The 16,267-nt window shown below is 38.9% G+C and carries 14 protein-coding genes; 5 read left to right on the top strand and 9 right to left on the bottom strand.

The genetic code is table 11. The annotated features are described in order from the left end of the window. Positions 1-15: 15 nt before the first annotated feature. Both QM941_RS05715 and QM941_RS05720 read right to left on the bottom strand, forming a co-directional pair. Positions 16-1,593, bottom strand: coding sequence for a hypothetical protein (locus QM941_RS05715; RefSeq protein ID WP_414339614.1), 1,578 nt, complete (start codon positions 1,591-1,593; stop codon positions 16-18). A 70-nt stretch (positions 1,594-1,663) separates the two neighbouring features. Then, positions 1,664-2,884 (bottom strand): DNA cytosine methyltransferase, encoded by a 1,221-nt coding sequence (locus tag QM941_RS05720; RefSeq protein ID WP_414339616.1) that lies wholly within the window; start codon positions 2,882-2,884, stop codon positions 1,664-1,666. A gap of 126 nt (positions 2,885-3,010) precedes the next feature. Between QM941_RS05720 and QM941_RS05725 the strand changes: the two genes are divergently transcribed. After that, positions 3,011-3,415: a hypothetical protein gene (locus tag QM941_RS05725; RefSeq protein WP_414339618.1), complete on the top strand. Its 405-nt coding sequence runs from the start codon at positions 3,011-3,013 to the stop codon at positions 3,413-3,415. A 152-nt stretch (positions 3,416-3,567) separates the two neighbouring features. On the opposite strand, the gene QM941_RS05730 is transcribed toward QM941_RS05725, so the two are convergent. From QM941_RS05730 to QM941_RS05760, 7 genes are all read right to left on the bottom strand, one after another. Then, positions 3,568-5,844 (bottom strand): helicase-related protein, encoded by a 2,277-nt coding sequence (locus tag QM941_RS05730; protein WP_414339620.1) that lies wholly within the window; start codon positions 5,842-5,844, stop codon positions 3,568-3,570. After that, positions 5,814-6,740 (bottom strand): DUF1837 domain-containing protein, encoded by a 927-nt coding sequence (locus QM941_RS05735; protein WP_414339622.1) that lies wholly within the window; start codon positions 6,738-6,740, stop codon positions 5,814-5,816. Before QM941_RS05735 ends, QM941_RS05730 begins: the two co-directional genes overlap by 31 nt. Positions 6,741-6,814: 74 nt before the next feature. Then, a complete protein-coding gene (locus tag QM941_RS05740; RefSeq protein ID WP_414339624.1) occupies positions 6,815-9,466 on the bottom strand; it encodes a valine--tRNA ligase in 2,652 nt (883 codons plus the stop codon). Between the two features lie 13 nt (positions 9,467-9,479). Then, positions 9,480-9,659 carry a hypothetical protein gene (locus QM941_RS05745; protein ID WP_414339626.1) on the bottom strand — a complete coding sequence of 60 codons (180 nt, stop codon included), beginning with the start codon at positions 9,657-9,659 and terminating at the stop codon, positions 9,480-9,482. Position 9,660: 1 nt separating this feature from the next. Beyond that, positions 9,661-10,026, bottom strand: a complete 366-nt coding sequence (locus tag QM941_RS05750; RefSeq protein WP_414339628.1) for a hypothetical protein — start codon at positions 10,024-10,026, stop codon at positions 9,661-9,663. Positions 10,027-10,085: 59 nt separating this feature from the next. Beyond that, positions 10,086-10,646: a GNAT family N-acetyltransferase gene (locus QM941_RS05755; RefSeq protein WP_414339630.1), complete on the bottom strand. Its 561-nt coding sequence runs from the start codon at positions 10,644-10,646 to the stop codon at positions 10,086-10,088. Positions 10,647-10,929: 283 nt separating this feature from the next. Next, positions 10,930-11,325: a helicase gene (locus QM941_RS05760; protein WP_414339892.1), complete on the bottom strand. Its 396-nt coding sequence runs from the start codon at positions 11,323-11,325 to the stop codon at positions 10,930-10,932. A 204-nt stretch (positions 11,326-11,529) separates the two neighbouring features. On the opposite strand from QM941_RS05760, the gene QM941_RS05765 reads away from it, so the two are divergent. Genes QM941_RS05765 through QM941_RS05780 form a run of 4 tightly spaced genes read left to right on the top strand, consistent with a single transcriptional unit; the run spans position 11,530 to position 16,249 of the window. Continuing rightward, entirely contained in the window at positions 11,530-12,288 is a 759-nt protein-coding gene (locus QM941_RS05765) for an isoprenyl transferase (protein WP_414339631.1), read from the top strand. A gap of 8 nt (positions 12,289-12,296) precedes the next feature. Next, positions 12,297-13,100, top strand: a complete 804-nt coding sequence (locus QM941_RS05770; protein WP_414339633.1) for a phosphatidate cytidylyltransferase — start codon at positions 12,297-12,299, stop codon at positions 13,098-13,100. Positions 13,101-13,121: 21 nt separating this feature from the next. Then, a complete protein-coding gene (gene rseP, locus QM941_RS05775; RefSeq protein ID WP_414339635.1) occupies positions 13,122-14,378 on the top strand; it encodes an RIP metalloprotease RseP in 1,257 nt (418 codons plus the stop codon). Positions 14,379-14,395: 17 nt separating this feature from the next. Then, entirely contained in the window at positions 14,396-16,249 is a 1,854-nt protein-coding gene (locus tag QM941_RS05780; RefSeq protein WP_414339637.1) for a proline--tRNA ligase, read from the top strand. Positions 16,250-16,267: the final 18 nt, after the last annotated feature.

Genomic DNA, 16,267 nt, shown 5'->3' on the forward strand with positions numbered 1-16,267 from the left:
AAAACAGCGGACTTTTTATTTCTTTGCTACCCAGCCGATGGCATCGCTAGGTGGGTTTTCGGTATCAATCCAGATGAATTCAATCCCGATTTCCTCATTTTTAAACTTGGTCAATCGAATTCCGTTGATTTCTAGTTCGTTGAGTCGTTGTCCTGTCAAAGCTTCTCGTTCCTTCAACTGGAAAACACCACGCAAGATCCAATTACCAAGAATTTCTTGCTTATCAGTGGATTGAATCGCCTTGCCAGCTTCTTGGTTGATATAGGCATTGATGACATCTCCAGAAGGTAAGAAGCGTAGTTTAAAGGTTCGTTCTTCTTTGGACAGAGCTAGTTTTTTAGTACCAGGTTCAAAACTCCCAAATCCAGGACCAAAGAAGTCAGGTCTTTCATCGTGGAAATTTTTAGAGTCAGGCAGAGGAATATAAACTTCACTTACTGGACGATAGACGAGTTGTTCAATTTCTTTAATGAGTTTTTCATTCCCTGTCTCGTGGACAAAGTTAATCAAGTCCTCACGAATAGCCTTCATCTGAGCTTTTTCTTCCTTACTGGTCCATTTCTTCAAAAGGATTTCTTCCAGAGAGAAGGTCACAAAAGCTAGTTCTTCTGGAGCTAAATTATCCTTGAATTTATCCTGAATCTTTAGAATTCGTGGCAGACGGTCTTTTTTGGCTAGTTTTGATCCGCCGTTAAAGGCATTGAAGCCAGAGTTTTCTTCTACATTTCCGTGTTTGTCTGTGATAGCCCAAGACACCGTTTCTAAGATATCGGATTGTTCCTTTTCAGCTGTCAGCAAATGAAGATTTTCAAAGAGAGAAAAAGGATCTTCGATATAATGGACGTTCCAAGTATCTACTACAATGTCTTTATTGTTAAAAGTCATATGAAGCTGGCTATCAGCTGCTGTATACTTGTAGTGGTGATGCCCATCCGTAAAACGGAAATTGGTAGGATTGTTTTTGGTAGTTGAGCCTTCAATGACCAGATTATCAATATCGACTGGTAAATAAGTCGTCTCCCCAACAAAAATCTTCGGATTTTCACCCTTTGGTGTTGGCATCAGGACATGGTAAACAGCTTCGACATTGACCGAGTCCGAGCTAAAACCCTTGATTTGTGCCTTAGAGGATTCGATTCTCTGATTTCTCAAAGTCGCAATCTTTCGAGCCAACTCTTCATAGCGTTGATAGTTTTCCTTGTCTGCAGCTTCTTTATCAGTAGCAATATCTGCATAAAACTTGATATCACCCAACAAGTCCGTCCAAGATTGAGAATCTTTCTTGAACTGGGCAATTTTTTGATCTCCCGAATTAATCCCAAAAGACTTGATGCCCACTAGGTATTTATGATTTTCATCCACAACGACAGAAGCATCATAGGAAGTATTGGCGATATCTTCCCCAACGGCATTAAAGGATTTTTGAAAAACAGTTTCCTGAAATTTGGAGTTGACAATCGGAGCCACAAAATTCTCTGTCTGTCCCTCGTCTTCGGATTCTGCCTTTTGAGAGAAAGCTTGGCTCAAACTAGCGAAGTTGGTAATTAAGGTTTTGTATTTGTCTTTTTGTTCAGACTTTAGATGTTCCCACATAAGCACCCTCTTTTCTATTTTCAGTATATCAAAAGAAGATTAGTTTTTCACTAATCCTCTTATATATTCGTTAATTAATACTGTAAAATTCGAGTTTGCCTTGTTTTTTTACAAGTCTCAAGTACTCTTCATCTGACAGAACGGCTAAACCATCATCATAAGTCTTGATTTTTTCAAGAGCCTGGTCATAGCTATCCACAAAGTCCTTGACATAGGATTGTCCTTCAAATTGCCCATTCATCTTGGTGTAGATAATGGCGAATTTCCCTGACCGTTCCAGTTGAGATTGCCCTTGGCTTTCATTCAAGGCCTTGGCAACATTCTCCGCAATGCGTTTAATCACGGGAACGACTACACTGTTTCCAGCCTGCTTGTATAGCTGACCATTGGAAACCCCTTCGGGGATTTTAAAGGATTTAGGATATCCTTGAACATTAAAGGTTTCTTTCGGTGTCAACTTACGAATCTCACCACTATCTGTCAAAATCAATGGAACGTTATGTCCACCTGTTCCCATATTGGCTGTTAGGGTAGGGACAACGCCGTTTTTGTTTTCGCGGACATACTGACGGCGCCATTGATAAACTGTATCTTGACTAGTCACTTCAAACTTCAACTGGTCGTAGAAATTTTGCTTGCCCTCACGGTAGTAGTAGACCTCATCTAGCTCATCACCAAAGTTAATCACATCTTGAAGAGTTGTAGTCAGTTTGATTTCCTCTGGGAATTCAAACAAATCATAAGCTTCCTTGGTATCAAAACCAACGATGTAGATACGTTCACGGTTTTGTGGGATATTTCCGTAGTCTTTTCCGTTAAGAACCTTCCACTTGATAAAGTAGTTATTCTCGGTCAAGGCTTCACGAATAACCTTGAAGGTATTGCCGTGATCATGGCCGACCATGTTCTTGACGTTTTCGATGAAAATGGCACGAGGTTTGCATCCCTCAATCATGCGAAGTAACTCAAAGAAAAGATCGCCTCGATCATCATCAAAGCCCTTGCGATAACCCGCAATACTGAAGGCTTGGCAAGGGAAACCTCCCATAATCACATCCACGCGCTCAGCAGGAATGTCCTCTGGCTGAACATCGTGAATATCACGACCATCCAAATAGGTATCTGGATGGTTTAACTGATAAGTCTGACGCGCATACTTATCAAACTCATTGGCATACACCACTCTGAACTCGTTGGTCTGTTCAAATCCCAACTCAATTCCCCCAACACCTGAGAAGAAAGCTGCAATGTTGTACTTCTCAGAGCGGTTCGAACTTACAGAATTTGTCATGTAGTAACCTGCTTTCTAGAAATTTGTTTAACTATACTAGTATATCATTTTTAAATTAATACTGAAATATAAACATTTCCCAAATATATATGATATAATAAACATATAAAAACAAGGGGGGACATAATGCCAAAACAGGGGGATCAATTTACAGTAGAACTTAAAGAAACTCATATTGGATGGGGGACATACAGATACACCAATTCTCGACCTCAGATTGAAGGAGAATGCTATATCCCGATTCCAAGTTTAGATGCACATCAGTATGAAATATATAATTCTATACATACTCAAGGAAGAGATATTTTAGGGCAGAATATATTTAATGCTAAGTCGACAGATGGCTACTTCGATGGAGTAGTAAAAGCATCAGGGAATTCTCAAGCAGGAGATCCCTATGCTAAAAATCTTTCTGGTAAAGGTAACTTGAGAGCCTTTAACTACTGGTTCAATCAAATGAATGTAACCGTTGGGACAAGAATCAAAGTAGAATGGACTAGTCCTACTGATATTTTGTTTACGATTATCTAAATATAATTACTAAGATGAGGCTGGGCAAAAAAAGTCTCTAAAATCAAAAACGCATAATATCAGGTATTGAAAAACCTTGATACTATGCGTTTTATTGTGGAAAGATTTACTTCATTTTCTCCTGAAATTGAGTTTTTGCCCAGTCTTATCTTTTATTCAAGTAATCTTTGTATTCTTCTATCTACATAACTTTCATATAAATCAAAATTTTTAGTAGTTACACTTCCATCATAATATTTTACTAATTCAAAAGGAACTCCATAATCACTCAATTTGCGCCCAATATCAGTCAGAGCATTATACTCTAGCTTTTGCAGAAGAATTTTAATTCCAGTAACATCATCAAAGTTTCTTTTGTAGACCTTTGAATAATGGAATCTATATAGCAAATCAAACACTCCTAAATACTTTACGAGATGATATTTAAATATTGTGTAGATTAATTTTGCAGTTATTCTAATTGCCATATCTTTGTTTTTATTCTGTTCTTTGACATAATAATCAACTATCCCTAAAAAACCTTTTTGTAAAAACTCTGATAACTGTATCACAATTAAAGAAAATTGTTTCTTTCCTACCCTAGTTTCCATTATATGTTTTAAATCTGAATTAGAGACAAAATTATGACAAATATCAACTACTGTTTGAAAACCTTCCCAATGAATTTCTGTGCCGTTGCTCAAATTTAATACCTGCTTCAACTGATCAATTTTATGAAATTCGACTAACGACATCTCTTTTATACGATTATAGATTGAGATTTTCTCCAAAGGGCCTATTGTTTTGTAAGATTGAAAAATAAAATCTGGTAATCCTGATTTTACTTTAGCTTTATTAATTTCAGCCTTGAAATTTTTATCATCATCTGTCAAAAATTCATCAAGTGTTACTTCTAAATCTACATCCGTTTTGTTTCGGTTGTTATCATAATTTTTATGTTCAATTTTGTCCTGTTGCGATTCAATAACAGCTTCAAATTCTTCAGTTAAATCAATGACATTACCACTATAATGAACATTAAATCTGCCTGCTCTCCCAGCAATATTTTTAGCATCAAATTGTTTCAATGACTTTATTCCCTTTTTGACAGAAGTAATAATTAAATTTTTTGCAGTCGTATTAACACCTTCAGTAATTGTTGTTGTAGAAAAAAGACATAGTAGTTCACCTTTATTAAATAAATTAATCATTTCATTTTGTATATATTTTGGTATTCCTGAATGATGGATTCCAATTCTTTTTTCAAGTGCTTTAAACAGAATCCAATCTGAACCAAAATTTTTTTCTACGTGTTCTAAAAATATAGAATACAATTCATTGTCATCTTTTTTTAATAAAAGTGAATTATATTCAGGATTTCTTAACAAAAAACCTGCAAATCGTTCTACATCATACTTTCTTCCGCAATAAATCAGGGTATTCTCATCTAAATTTATAATAGATTGTGCAACTTTATCTTGCATAGTTGACGTACCAGTTTTTAATCTATGCACTATATTTCCAATTTCAAATTTATTTCTTTTAATATGGGTTATATTTTTTGAAACAATTTCAATATCATTGTATTCTAATTTATTAAATCTATTTATTGAAGTAAAATTATTAAATGAGTTTACTCTAGTTTCTGGTTTTTGAAATTGAATATACGGTCCGGCAAGTAATAAATCCCGACTATTTCGACAAGCGTATTCTAAGGCAAGTCTATATGCAGTATCTCGCTCATTTTCTTCTGGAGTCTCATTATTGATAATAAAATCATTGTCAATTTTATATATTTCATCTACGAATGTAAAATCAAAATTTAAACTATTATTATCTAAAAATGAGAGGTATCGCTCAGGAGTATAGATAAATATATTCTTTTCTCCAAACTCTTCTTTTTTTATTTCACTTAAGCTATGAATTTTATATGTAGAAAAGAACTCATCATTTTGTAGTTTCAACAAATTTTCTGATAATAAACTAATTGTAGGAAATACTAATAATATATTAGAGTAACCCATCTTTTTTATAATAGTATAAACTGTAAAAGTTTTACCGAAAGAAGTTGGCGCAGAAAGAATATATCTATTTTCAGTATTAATTTCAAACAAGTCAGTGACTTCTTTTTGATATTTATGTAGCATCTCATCTTTTACAATTAAAGACGCTTCATTAATAAAAGAACTCATAGATAATAAATTCATGCTCTCTTTATTAATAGTTTTCCCTGCTTGATATTTATTTTCAAGTAACTGATAATATTGTGGAACTCCAGCTTCATTTGCTACATAACGCAAGAAATTTAAATCATTACTTGTAAGTTCGTCTATTTTAACAGCGTCGTAATAGTCACAAGTTGCCTTGACAAAGATACCTCTTCTTTCAGGGTATCGTTTGTATAAATTCAATTCCTTAATTAGATGAGCGGTTCTTTCGTTTCTATCCATTCAATCACTTCTTCCTTTAATTTATTAGAATCATCAACAGGTAAGAGCATTACAAATATACTAACCTTTATTTTAATAGCTAAATTTAACGAATATTTTCCTAACTCCCTATTGATTTTATCTACGCTGGATGCAATTGATTTTTCGTAACCGTAGGTTTGCTGTTTTTGATATGCAATAAAAACAGGATACACTAATTCAATATTATTATTTTGTAATTCATCGGTAAGAATAATATCAGGATTATCTTCCCATTTTGTAATTATTCCTTCTAAAATTGGATGCAAATGAGAGATATTATCTTTCTCATTAATAATTGCAAACATATGATTATTCAAATAGTCATCTGAAATAGAATAATTTATCTTGGAAAGTACAGAGTTGATTCCAGATGTAAAACTTTGATGAAATTTTGCTTCTCCAAACCAGAGTTCTAAATTTCCTTTATTATCAATAATATGAAAAGCATCAAACCCTTTTGGTTCAGACTTTTCAAGAGGTGAATAAAAATAACCTCTAGCAATTAGAACATCAGTATGAAAATAATTTCTTAAAAATAAATCTAAAAGTACTTCCCCATAAAATCCGTATTGAAGTTTTGTTTGAGAGAAATCATTTTCATTATATTTTAATTTAGTTTTGATCACCTTTGTTTGTTCTCTATCCAAATTATCATAATCAATCTTAAATTCATTCTCAGCGAATTCAACAATTCCATTATAAATTATCTTTGAAATGTCATTATCATTGCCTTTAAAACAATATTCATCCTTTCCAGCAGTTGTTAAATTACTCTTATTAATTGAAGTTACTTGTTCTTGTTCGTCAGTAAGTATAATAGGAAAAGTATATTTTACTATTGCACTATTTATTAATTTTCTAAGATTATCTCTCAATATCCCACTCCCGACCCAATAGATATTGATTTCATTATACCAAAAAAACACGGCTTACCACCGTGTTTCTGTGTTTATTTCACCAACTTCTTCATCTCATCAATACGTGCGACTGTCGCATCGTATTTAGCTTGGTAGTCGGCTTGTTTGTCGCGTTCTTTTTGGACGACTTCTGGTTTGGCATTGGCTACGAATCGTTCGTTAGATAGTTTCTTACCGACCATATCCAGTTCTTTTTGCCATTTAGCGAGTTCCTTGTCGAGACGAGCTAGCTCTTCTTCGACATTAAGGAGGTCTGCGAGAGGCAAGTAGATTTCTGCTCCTGTGATAACGCTTGACATAGCCAGTTCAGGTGCAGGGATGTTTGATGCGATTTCCAAGTGTTCTGGATTTGTGAAGCGTTTGATGTAGTTGACATTGCTGTTAAAGAAGGTTTCCAAGTCGCTATCGCTTGTCTTAACAAGGATGGTGATCGGCTTGCTTGGTGCTACGTTTACTTCTGCACGCGCATTACGAACAGCACGGATCAAGTCTTTGAGGCTTTCGACACCAGTGTGGGCAGCAAGGTCTTCAAAGGCTGGGTTGACAGTTGGGTATTCTGCTGTAACAATAGAGCCTTCTGAGATTTGTCCAAAGATTTCCTCTGTTACGAATGGCATGATTGGGTGAAGGAGACGAAGGATCTTGTCCAAGGTGTAAAGGAGAACAGAACGTGTAATAACTTTCTCTTCTTCGTTATCGCTATAAAGGACTTCCTTGGTCAACTCAACGTACCAGTCTGCAAACTCGTCCCAGATAAAGTTGTAGAGGATGTGTCCAGCCACACCAAACTCAAACTTGTCAAAGTTCTCAGTGACTTTTCCAATCGTTTCATTGAGGTTGTGGAGGATCCAGCGGTCAGTGACATTTCCAGCTTCCTTGTTGACAACTTTTTCCACATTGGCAGTTGCTTGCTCAAGAGTCAAGCCTTCATTGTTCATAAGGATGTAGCGAGAGATGTTCCAGATCTTGTTAATGAAGTTCCAAGATGCATCCATTTTCTCGTAAGAGAAGCGCACGTCTTGACCTGGTGCAGAACCGTTTGAAAGGAACCAACGAAGGGCATCGGCACCATATTTCTCGATAACATCCATTGGGTCAATCCCGTTTCCAAGAGATTTAGACATCTTGCGTCCTTGCTCGTCACGAATGAGACCGTGGATAAGGACGTTTTGGAATGGCTGACGGCCAGTGAATTCCAAAGATTGGAAGATCATACGAGACACCCAGAAGAAGATGATGTCGTAGCCTGTTACCAAGGTTGAAGTTGGGAAGTAACGTTTGAAGTCTTCTGAGTCGACATCAGGCCAGCCCATGGTTGAGAATGGCCAAAGGGCAGAACTGAACCACGTATCTAAGACGTCTTCGTCCTGTGTCCATCCGTCACCTTCTGGAGCTTCTTCACCGACATACATTTCACCCTCAGCATTGTACCAAGCAGGGATTTGGTGACCCCACCAGAGCTGACGTGAAATTACCCAGTCGTGGACATTTTCCATCCATTGGAGGAAGGTATCGTTGAAACGAGGTGGGTAGAATTCTACCTTGTCCTCCGTATCTTGGTTGGCAATAGCATTTTTAGCCAATTGGTCCATCTTGACGAACCATTGCGTTGACAAACGTGGCTCAACCACTACACCTGTACGCTCTGAGTGACCAACACTGTGGACACGTTTTTCGATTTTAACAAGGGCACCGATTTCTTCCAACTTGGCAACGACTGCCTTACGAGCTTCAAAACGGTCCATGCCCGCAAATTCAAAGGCAAGCTCATTCATGGTTCCGTCGTCATTCATAACGTTAACTTGTGGCAAGTTGTGGCGTTGACCAACCAAGAAGTCGTTTGGATCATGGGCAGGTGTGATTTTTACAACACCAGTACCAAACTCAGGATCTGCGTGCTCATCTCCAACGATTGGAATCAATTTATTAGCGATTGGAAGGATGACGTTTTTACCAATCAAGTCCTTGTAGCGTGGGTCTTCTGGATTGACCGCAACCGCAACGTCCCCAAACATGGTCTCAGGACGAGTAGTTGCCACTTCAAGAGCGCGTGAACCGTCTTCTAGCATGTAGTTCATGTGGTAGAAGGCACCTTCCACATCCTTGTGGATCACTTCAATGTCAGAAAGGGCTGTGCGAGCTGCTGGGTCCCAGTTGATGATAAATTCACCACGGTAGATCCAGCCTTTCTTGTAAAGGTCCACGAAGACCTTACGAACAGCTTTTGACAAACCTTCGTCAAGAGTGAAACGCTCGCGAGAGTAGTCTACAGAGAGACCCATCTTGCCCCATTGTTCCTTGATAGTAGTGGCATATTCGTCTTTCCATTCCCAGACTTTCTCAAGGAATTTTTCACGACCAAGGTCATAACGCGTAATGCCCTCACCACGCAAGCGCTCCTCAACCTTAGCCTGAGTCGCAATCCCCGCATGGTCCATTCCTGGAAGCCAAAGGGTGTCAAAACCTTGCATACGTTTTTGACGGATGATGATATCCTGCAAAGTCGTATCCCAAGCGTGACCAAGGTGGAGTTTACCTGTAACGTTTGGAGGTGGAATCACGATTGAATAAGGCTTAGCCTTTTGATCGCCTGAAGGCTTGAAAACATCTTCGTCAAGCCATTTTTGGTAACGACCGGCCTCAACCTCGGCTGGATTGTATTTAGGTGAAAGTTCTTTAGACATGTGTGTGTCCTTTCTAGTTATTTCTATTCTTTTCTTCTATAACTTTTTCAACTATTTTAGTTACTAAAGTTTCAACCATGATTTTCATTTGTTTTTTAAATTCTTCACTTTTTAGATAATCTGTTATCAATTCCAACATAAATTTAATAACAGCTTTTCCACTTTTGACAGCTAAATCCCCAACTTTTGCCATTTTATACTCCTTTTTTTAGCTCGCGAATAATTTTTTTCAGATATTTGTTCTTTGTTGTTTTTTCCAAGAAATCATAAGCGTTTTTCTTTAATTCATCTTTTTCAATATCTGGATTGAGTTCAGTTTCCACTTTTAAAGCATGGTATAATGCTTTAGGTTTTAAGTCAATACTTTTTTGAAATTCAACTAATTGTAATTTTACTTCATTATCAATTTTTTCTTGTAGCTGGGGTGTTATTAAATCAGCAGGTAATACTTCTTTATACTTATTTATTCCTTCAGATAGGTTTGATTCAAAACGAACTAACTCTTTCTCCTGTTGATTTTCTACTTCCTTAATAATTAAATCTAAACTTTCGTTTTCCATTTTTATACCTCAATACTTTATATGTTATTAATACTATGCAATTTTTTATCACTACTTAATTATTCAGCTTCCCACTCACTCTTCAGCAAGCCATATATCAGACTGTCACAGCGGTTACCTTGAGAATCTTTGCGGTCTCGGATACGAGCTTCAAGGGTAAATCCTAATTTTTCCGCAACTCGTTGACTTTGAAGGTTGTAACCAAAGCAAGACAATTCAATCTTGTGAAGCTCCAGTTCTTTAAAAGCTAAATCAATCAAGGCACGGGCCGCTTCAGGCACATAGCCTCGTCCCCAATAGTCTGGGTGCAAGGTATAGCCAATCTCCAGCACATCGTCTTCGTGGCGATGGTTGAAATCAACAGAGCCGATAATCTTATCAGTCCCTTTGACCACAATCCCATAACCATCTGGGAGATTGTCCTTTTGATTGCGCTCGGGAAGGATATGCTCTAGGTAATAAATCTCATCTTCCAAGGTCTTGACGGGTGGAAAGCCAGCTGGGTAAGAAACCTCTGGCAGACTAGCGTAGTCAAAGATAACCTCGGCATCCGCCACGGTACGGACTCGTAAGACCAAACGCTCCGTTTCGATTTGTTCTGGCAACTCTGCTCTTGTCATCTTCCTACCTCGCTTTCTACAAAAAATCGCCCCTGTCATTAATTTGACAGGGACGAATGTGTTTATCCGCGGTACCACCCAATTTCGGGCAGAGCCCGCAACTTTAATCTTTATAGGAAACAAAAAGATTATTCTAATATTTCATTTTCATCCATTAGCAACCAGTTTTGACACATTTGTGGACTTCTCAGCTCCGCCACTTTCTGTAAAATGTGGGACTCAAAACACCTCTAATGGCTTTATTTTAACAAGTTTTTCACGGAAATGCAAGGGACAAGAAAGATTACTTGAACTTAATACCGTTTTCTTTTAATTTGTTGATGGTAGCTGGACCGATTCCTTTCAAGGCAAGGAGCTCTTTTTCTGTCCAGTTTTTGAAGTCAGCAGCAGACTTGATGCCTTCATCGTAGAAAGTCTTGGCACGGTCAAGTGGAAGTCCACCTAGGTTAGCTGCGAAATCTTCAACAGAAGTCGTCACCTTGTGGGCTTGCTCTTTAGTTGCTTCTACAGCTTTTTCTACTTGCTTAGAGACAGCTTTTCCAGCCTCGCTTGCTGCATGTTCTGCGTGTTTAACGACTTTTTTTGTCTCTTCGACAACCTTGTTTACAGCATTTGAAAACACACCTGAACGACGAAGGCTATTTCTTAATTGTTTTTTACGTTGGAGTTTCTTTGACATCATAAAATCCTTTCAATAAAAAATCCCTGTGACTGAACAAGGATTTAATCTTTATATGTTTATTGTATCAACTTTCTTTGGGAAATGCAAGGCTTGTAATCCTAGAAATATGCTGAATTCCGCCTTAGAATAAGAGAAGATGATAGAAGAAAAGTGAAAAATATGGTATAATGAAACGATAGATTTTTGAATAGGAATACAAGCATGTTTGGATTTTTTAAAAAAGATAAACCAATAGAAACTCCAGTACCAACAATGGTACCGTCTCATATCGGTGTTATCATGGATGGAAATGGTCGTTGGGCCAAAAAACGGATGCAACCCCGTGTCTTTGGTCATAAAGCTGGGATGGATGCTTTGAAAAAAGTTGCAATTGCAGCTAGTGATATGGGAGTTAAGGCCCTGACTGTTTATGCCTTTTCAACTGAAAACTGGACTCGTCCAGACCAAGAAGTCAAATTTATCATGAACTTGCCAGTTGAGTTTTATGATAAATATGTCCCAGAATTGCATGAGAGAAACATGAAGATCCAAATGATCGGTGAGACTAATCGCTTGCCTAAGGAGACTTTTGAAGCCCTCAAAAAAGCAGAAGAGTTAACCAAGTTAAATACTGGCTTGATCCTTAATTTTGCCCTTAATTATGGAGGACGGGCTGAAATTACTCAGGCGGTTAAACGGATTGCTGAGGAAGTAGCCGAAGGAAAAATCAGTTCAGAGGCTATTGATGAGGATTTAATCGGAGACTATCTATTTACAGGACATTTGCCTAAGGTCTTGCGAGATCCAGACTTGATCATTCGAACGAGTGGCGAGCTTCGTTTGAGTAACTTTTTGCCATGGCAAGCTGCTTATAGTGAACTTTATTTTACAGATGTTTTGTGGCCTGACTTTGATGAGGAAGCTTTGAAAGAAGCTATCGCAGAATTTAATCGTCGCAATCGCCGATTTGGAGGAGTTTAGGAGAAATTATGAAAAAGGATTTACTAAAGAGAACCATCTTTGCTGCAGTAGCATTGGCTATCTTTATGCCACTTTTGATGCTAGGTGGTCTTTGGCTACAAATTGCCATGGGATTAGTTGCTATGCTAGGGGTTCATGAGTTGTTTCGAATGAAGGGCTTGCGTACAATGACGCCAGAAGGTCTATTAACCTTACTAGCGACCTTTGTTCTGACTATTCCCTTGGAAAATTACTTGACATTTTTACCTGTGGATGGGAACGTTGTTGCATACGGTGTTTTGATTTTTATCATGCTAGGTACAACGGTTTTCAGCAAGAACTATACCATTGAGGATGCAGTGTTTCCGATTGCTATGAGCTTCTATATTGGCTTTGGTTTTAATGCTTTAGTTGATGCTCGGGTTGCTGGTTTTGACAAGGCCCTCTTGGGACTTTGTATCGTATGGGCATCCGATAGTGGGGCCTACCTAGTAGGGATGAATTTTGGTAAGAGAAAACTGGCTCCAAGAGTTTCTCCAAACAAAACCATTGAGGGAGCTTTTGGTGGAATCATTGCGGCTATGCTTGCTACTGCTATTTTTATGTTAATAGATAGTACGGTTGCCCTTCCTTATGGGATTTATAAAATGACTGCTTTCGCTATCTTCTTTAGTTTGGCAGGACAGTTGGGTGATTTGATTGAGAGTGCCATGAAACGCCACTTTGGAATCAAGGATTCAGGGAAATTTATCCCTGGACATGGTGGTGTACTGGATCGTTTTGACAGTATGCTAGCTATTTTCCCTATCATGCACCTATTCGGCTTATTTTAAGGAAAGGGAATCAGAAACTAAATGATTGGATTATTAACGTTTATCCTGGTTTTTGGAATCATCGTGGTGGTCCACGAGTTTGGGCATTTTTACTTTGCCAAGAAATCCGGGATTTTGGTTCGTGAATTTGCTATTGGAATGGGTCCAAAGATTTTTGCCCATATCGGAAAAGATGGGACTGCCTATACCATACGAATGTTGCCTCTAGGTGGTTATGTCCGCATGGCTGGCTGGAGTGAGGATCCTACTGAGATTAAGACCGGAACACCTGTTAGTTTGACACTAGACCAGGATGGTAAGATCAAGCGGATTAATCTCTCTGGTAAGAAAATTGATCAGACAGCTCTTCCTATGCAGGTCACTCAATTTGACTTTGAAGACAAGCTCTTCATCACAGGTTTAGTTCTAGACGAAGAAAAGACTTTTTCGGTGGATCATGATGCGACTATTGTGGAAGCTGATGGAACAGAAGTTCGTATCGCTCCGCTGGACGTCCAATATCAAAATGCGACTGTCTGGGGTAAATTGATTACCAACTTTGCTGGACCGATGAACAACTTCATTTTGGGAGTCATTGTCTTCTGGATTTTGATTTTCATGCAAGGTGGCGTTCGTGATACGCAAACAAATAACTTTAGCGTTCTTCCTGACAGTGCTCTGGCTAAGGTCGGTGTTGAAAACACAGCCCAGATTACCAAGGTAGGAAATCATGAGATTTCAAACGGGGCAGATTTGATCCAGGCTGTTGATGCAGAGACCAAGGATAAGACAGCACCTGTACTGGATGTGACCATTTCTGAAAATGGAACTGAAAAACAAGTGAGTGTGACGCCTGTTGAGAATCAAGGACGCTATATTCTAGGTGTTCAGCCGAGACTTAAATCAGATATCTGGTCTATGTTCATAGGTGGATTTACCAGTGCTGCTGATTCAGCCTTGCGCATTCTTAATGCTTTGAAAAGCTTGATTTTCCAACCAGATTTGAATAAACTAGGCGGTCCCGTTGCTATCTTTAAAGCAAGTAGTGATGCCGCTAAAAATGGTCTTGAGAATGTCTTATTCTTCTTGGCTATAATTTCCATCAATCTCGGGATTTTCAATCTGATTCCAATCCCTGCGCTCGACGGTGGAAAAATCGTGCTCAATATCCTAGAAGCTATCCGTCGCAAACCACTAAAACAAGAAATTGAAACCTATGTCACTCTGGTCGGAGTTGTCATTATGGTCGTTTTGATGATCGCCGTAACTTGGAATGACATCATGCGAACCTTCTTTTAAGAATTAGAGGAGTCATTATGAAACAAAGTAAAATGCTTATTCCAACGCTTCGCGAAATGCCAAGCGATGCTCAAGTTATCAGCCACGCCCTTATGTTGCGTGCTGGTTATGTTCGTCAAGTATCTGCAGGTGTTTATTCCTACCTACCGCTTGCTAACCGTGTTATCGAAAAAGCCAAGAAGATTATGCGTCAAGAGTTTGACAAGATGGGCGCTGTTGAAATGTTGGCTCCAGCCCTTCTCAGTGCTGACCTTTGGCGTGAATCTGGCCGTTATGAAACCTACGGTGAAGACTTATACAAATTGAAAAATCGTGAGAAGTCAGACTTTATCTTGGGTCCAACTCACGAAGAAACCTTCACAGCGATTGTCCGTGATTCTGTCAAGTCTTACAAGCAATTGCCTTTGAACTTGTACCAAATCCAGCCTAAGTATCGTGATGAAAAACGTCCACGTAATGGACTTCTTCGGACCCGTGAGTTCATCATGAAAGACGGCTATAGCTTCCACGCTAACTACGATAGCTTGGATGTAACCTATGATGAGTACAAGGCAGCTTACGAGCGTATCTTTACTCGTAGTGGCTTGGACTTCAAAGCAATCATCGGTGACGGTGGAGCTATGGGTGGTAAGGATAGCCAAGAATTTATGGCCATCACACCTGCTCGTACAGACCTTGACCGTTGGGTTGTTTTAGACAAGTCTGTCGCATCATTTGATGAGATTCCTGTAGATGTCCAGAAAGAAATCAAGGCAGAATTGCTCAAATGGATGGTTTCTGGTGAAGATACCATTGCCTACTCAAGTGAGTCAAGCTATGCAGCTAACTTGGAAATGGCAACTAACGCCTACAAACCAAGCAACCGTGTTGTGACTGAAGATCAAGTGGCTCGTGTGGAAACACCAGGTGTCAAATCAATTGATGAAGTCGCAGTCTTCTTGAATATCTCTGAAGAGCAAACAATCAAGACCTTGGTTTATATCGCAGACGAAGAGCCAGTTGTTGCCCTACTCGTTGGCAATGACCAACTCAATGAAGTCAAGTTTAAAAACTACCTTGGAGCAGATTTCTTAGAACCTGCAACTGAGGCAGAAGTGAAAGAATTGTTGGGAGCGGACTTTGGTTCACTTGGCCCAGTCAATCTGCCAGAAAATGTCAAGATTATCGCAGACCGCAAGGTACAAGATAGCCGCAATGCTGTTGTTGGTGCCAACGAAGATGGCTACCACTTGACTGGTGTTAATCCAGGCCGTGATTTCACTTCTGAGTATGTCGATATCCGTGAAGTTCGTGAGGGTGAAATCTCTCCAGACGGACAAGGAGTTCTTAACTTTGCGCGTGGTATCGAAATTGGTCACATCTTCAAACTTGGGACTCGTTACTCAGCAAGCATGGGAGCAGATGTCTTGGATGAAAATGGTCGCGCTGTGCCAATCATCATGGGATGTTATGGTATCGGTGTCAGCCGTCTCCTATCAGCAGTCATGGAACAACACGCTCGCCTCTTTGTCAATAAAACTCCAAAAGGTGAATACCGTTACGCTTGGGGAATCAACTTCCCTAAAGAATTGGCGCCATTTGATGTGCACTTGATTCCGGTTAATGTCAAGGATGAAGCAAGTCTTACATTGACAAATCGTATCGAAGAAGCTTTGGTAAATAAAGGCTACGAAGTCTTGACGGATGACCGTAACGAACGTGTCGGTGTTAAATTCAGCGATAGCGACTTGATTGGTCTTCCAATCCGTATCACTGTTGGGAAGAAAGCAGCTGATGGCATCGTAGAAGTGAAGATTAAGGCGACAGGGGATACAATCGAAGTTCACGCTGATAACTTACTTGAAACCCTTGAAATCCTAACAAATAAATAAAATCTATAATCAGAAGAA

This window comes from Streptococcus timonensis, from assembly GCF_047460355.1.
Taxonomy (GTDB): Bacteria; Bacillota; Bacilli; order Lactobacillales; family Streptococcaceae; genus Streptococcus; species Streptococcus timonensis_A.

Coding starts and splice junctions, on each gene's coding strand:
- QM941_RS05715 (WP_414339614.1), bottom strand. CDS start 1,593: ATGTGGGAACATCTAAAGTCTGAACAAAAAGACAAATACAAAACCTTA.
- QM941_RS05720 (WP_414339616.1), bottom strand. CDS start 2,884: ATGACAAATTCTGTAAGTTCGAACCGCTCTGAGAAGTACAACATTGCA.
- QM941_RS05725 (WP_414339618.1), top strand. CDS start 3,011: ATGCCAAAACAGGGGGATCAATTTACAGTAGAACTTAAAGAAACTCAT.
- QM941_RS05730 (WP_414339620.1), bottom strand. CDS start 5,844: ATGGATAGAAACGAAAGAACCGCTCATCTAATTAAGGAATTGAATTTA.
- QM941_RS05740 (WP_414339624.1), bottom strand. CDS start 9,466: ATGTCTAAAGAACTTTCACCTAAATACAATCCAGCCGAGGTTGAGGCC.
- QM941_RS05745 (WP_414339626.1), bottom strand. CDS start 9,659: ATGGCAAAAGTTGGGGATTTAGCTGTCAAAAGTGGAAAAGCTGTTATT.
- QM941_RS05750 (WP_414339628.1), bottom strand. CDS start 10,026: ATGGAAAACGAAAGTTTAGATTTAATTATTAAGGAAGTAGAAAATCAA.
- QM941_RS05755 (WP_414339630.1), bottom strand. CDS start 10,646: ATGACAAGAGCAGAGTTGCCAGAACAAATCGAAACGGAGCGTTTGGTC.
- QM941_RS05760 (WP_414339892.1), bottom strand. CDS start 11,325: ATGTCAAAGAAACTCCAACGTAAAAAACAATTAAGAAATAGCCTTCGT.
- QM941_RS05765 (WP_414339631.1), top strand. CDS start 11,530: ATGTTTGGATTTTTTAAAAAAGATAAACCAATAGAAACTCCAGTACCA.
- QM941_RS05770 (WP_414339633.1), top strand. CDS start 12,297: ATGAAAAAGGATTTACTAAAGAGAACCATCTTTGCTGCAGTAGCATTG.
- rseP (WP_414339635.1), top strand. CDS start 13,122: ATGATTGGATTATTAACGTTTATCCTGGTTTTTGGAATCATCGTGGTG.
- QM941_RS05780 (WP_414339637.1), top strand. CDS start 14,396: ATGAAACAAAGTAAAATGCTTATTCCAACGCTTCGCGAAATGCCAAGC.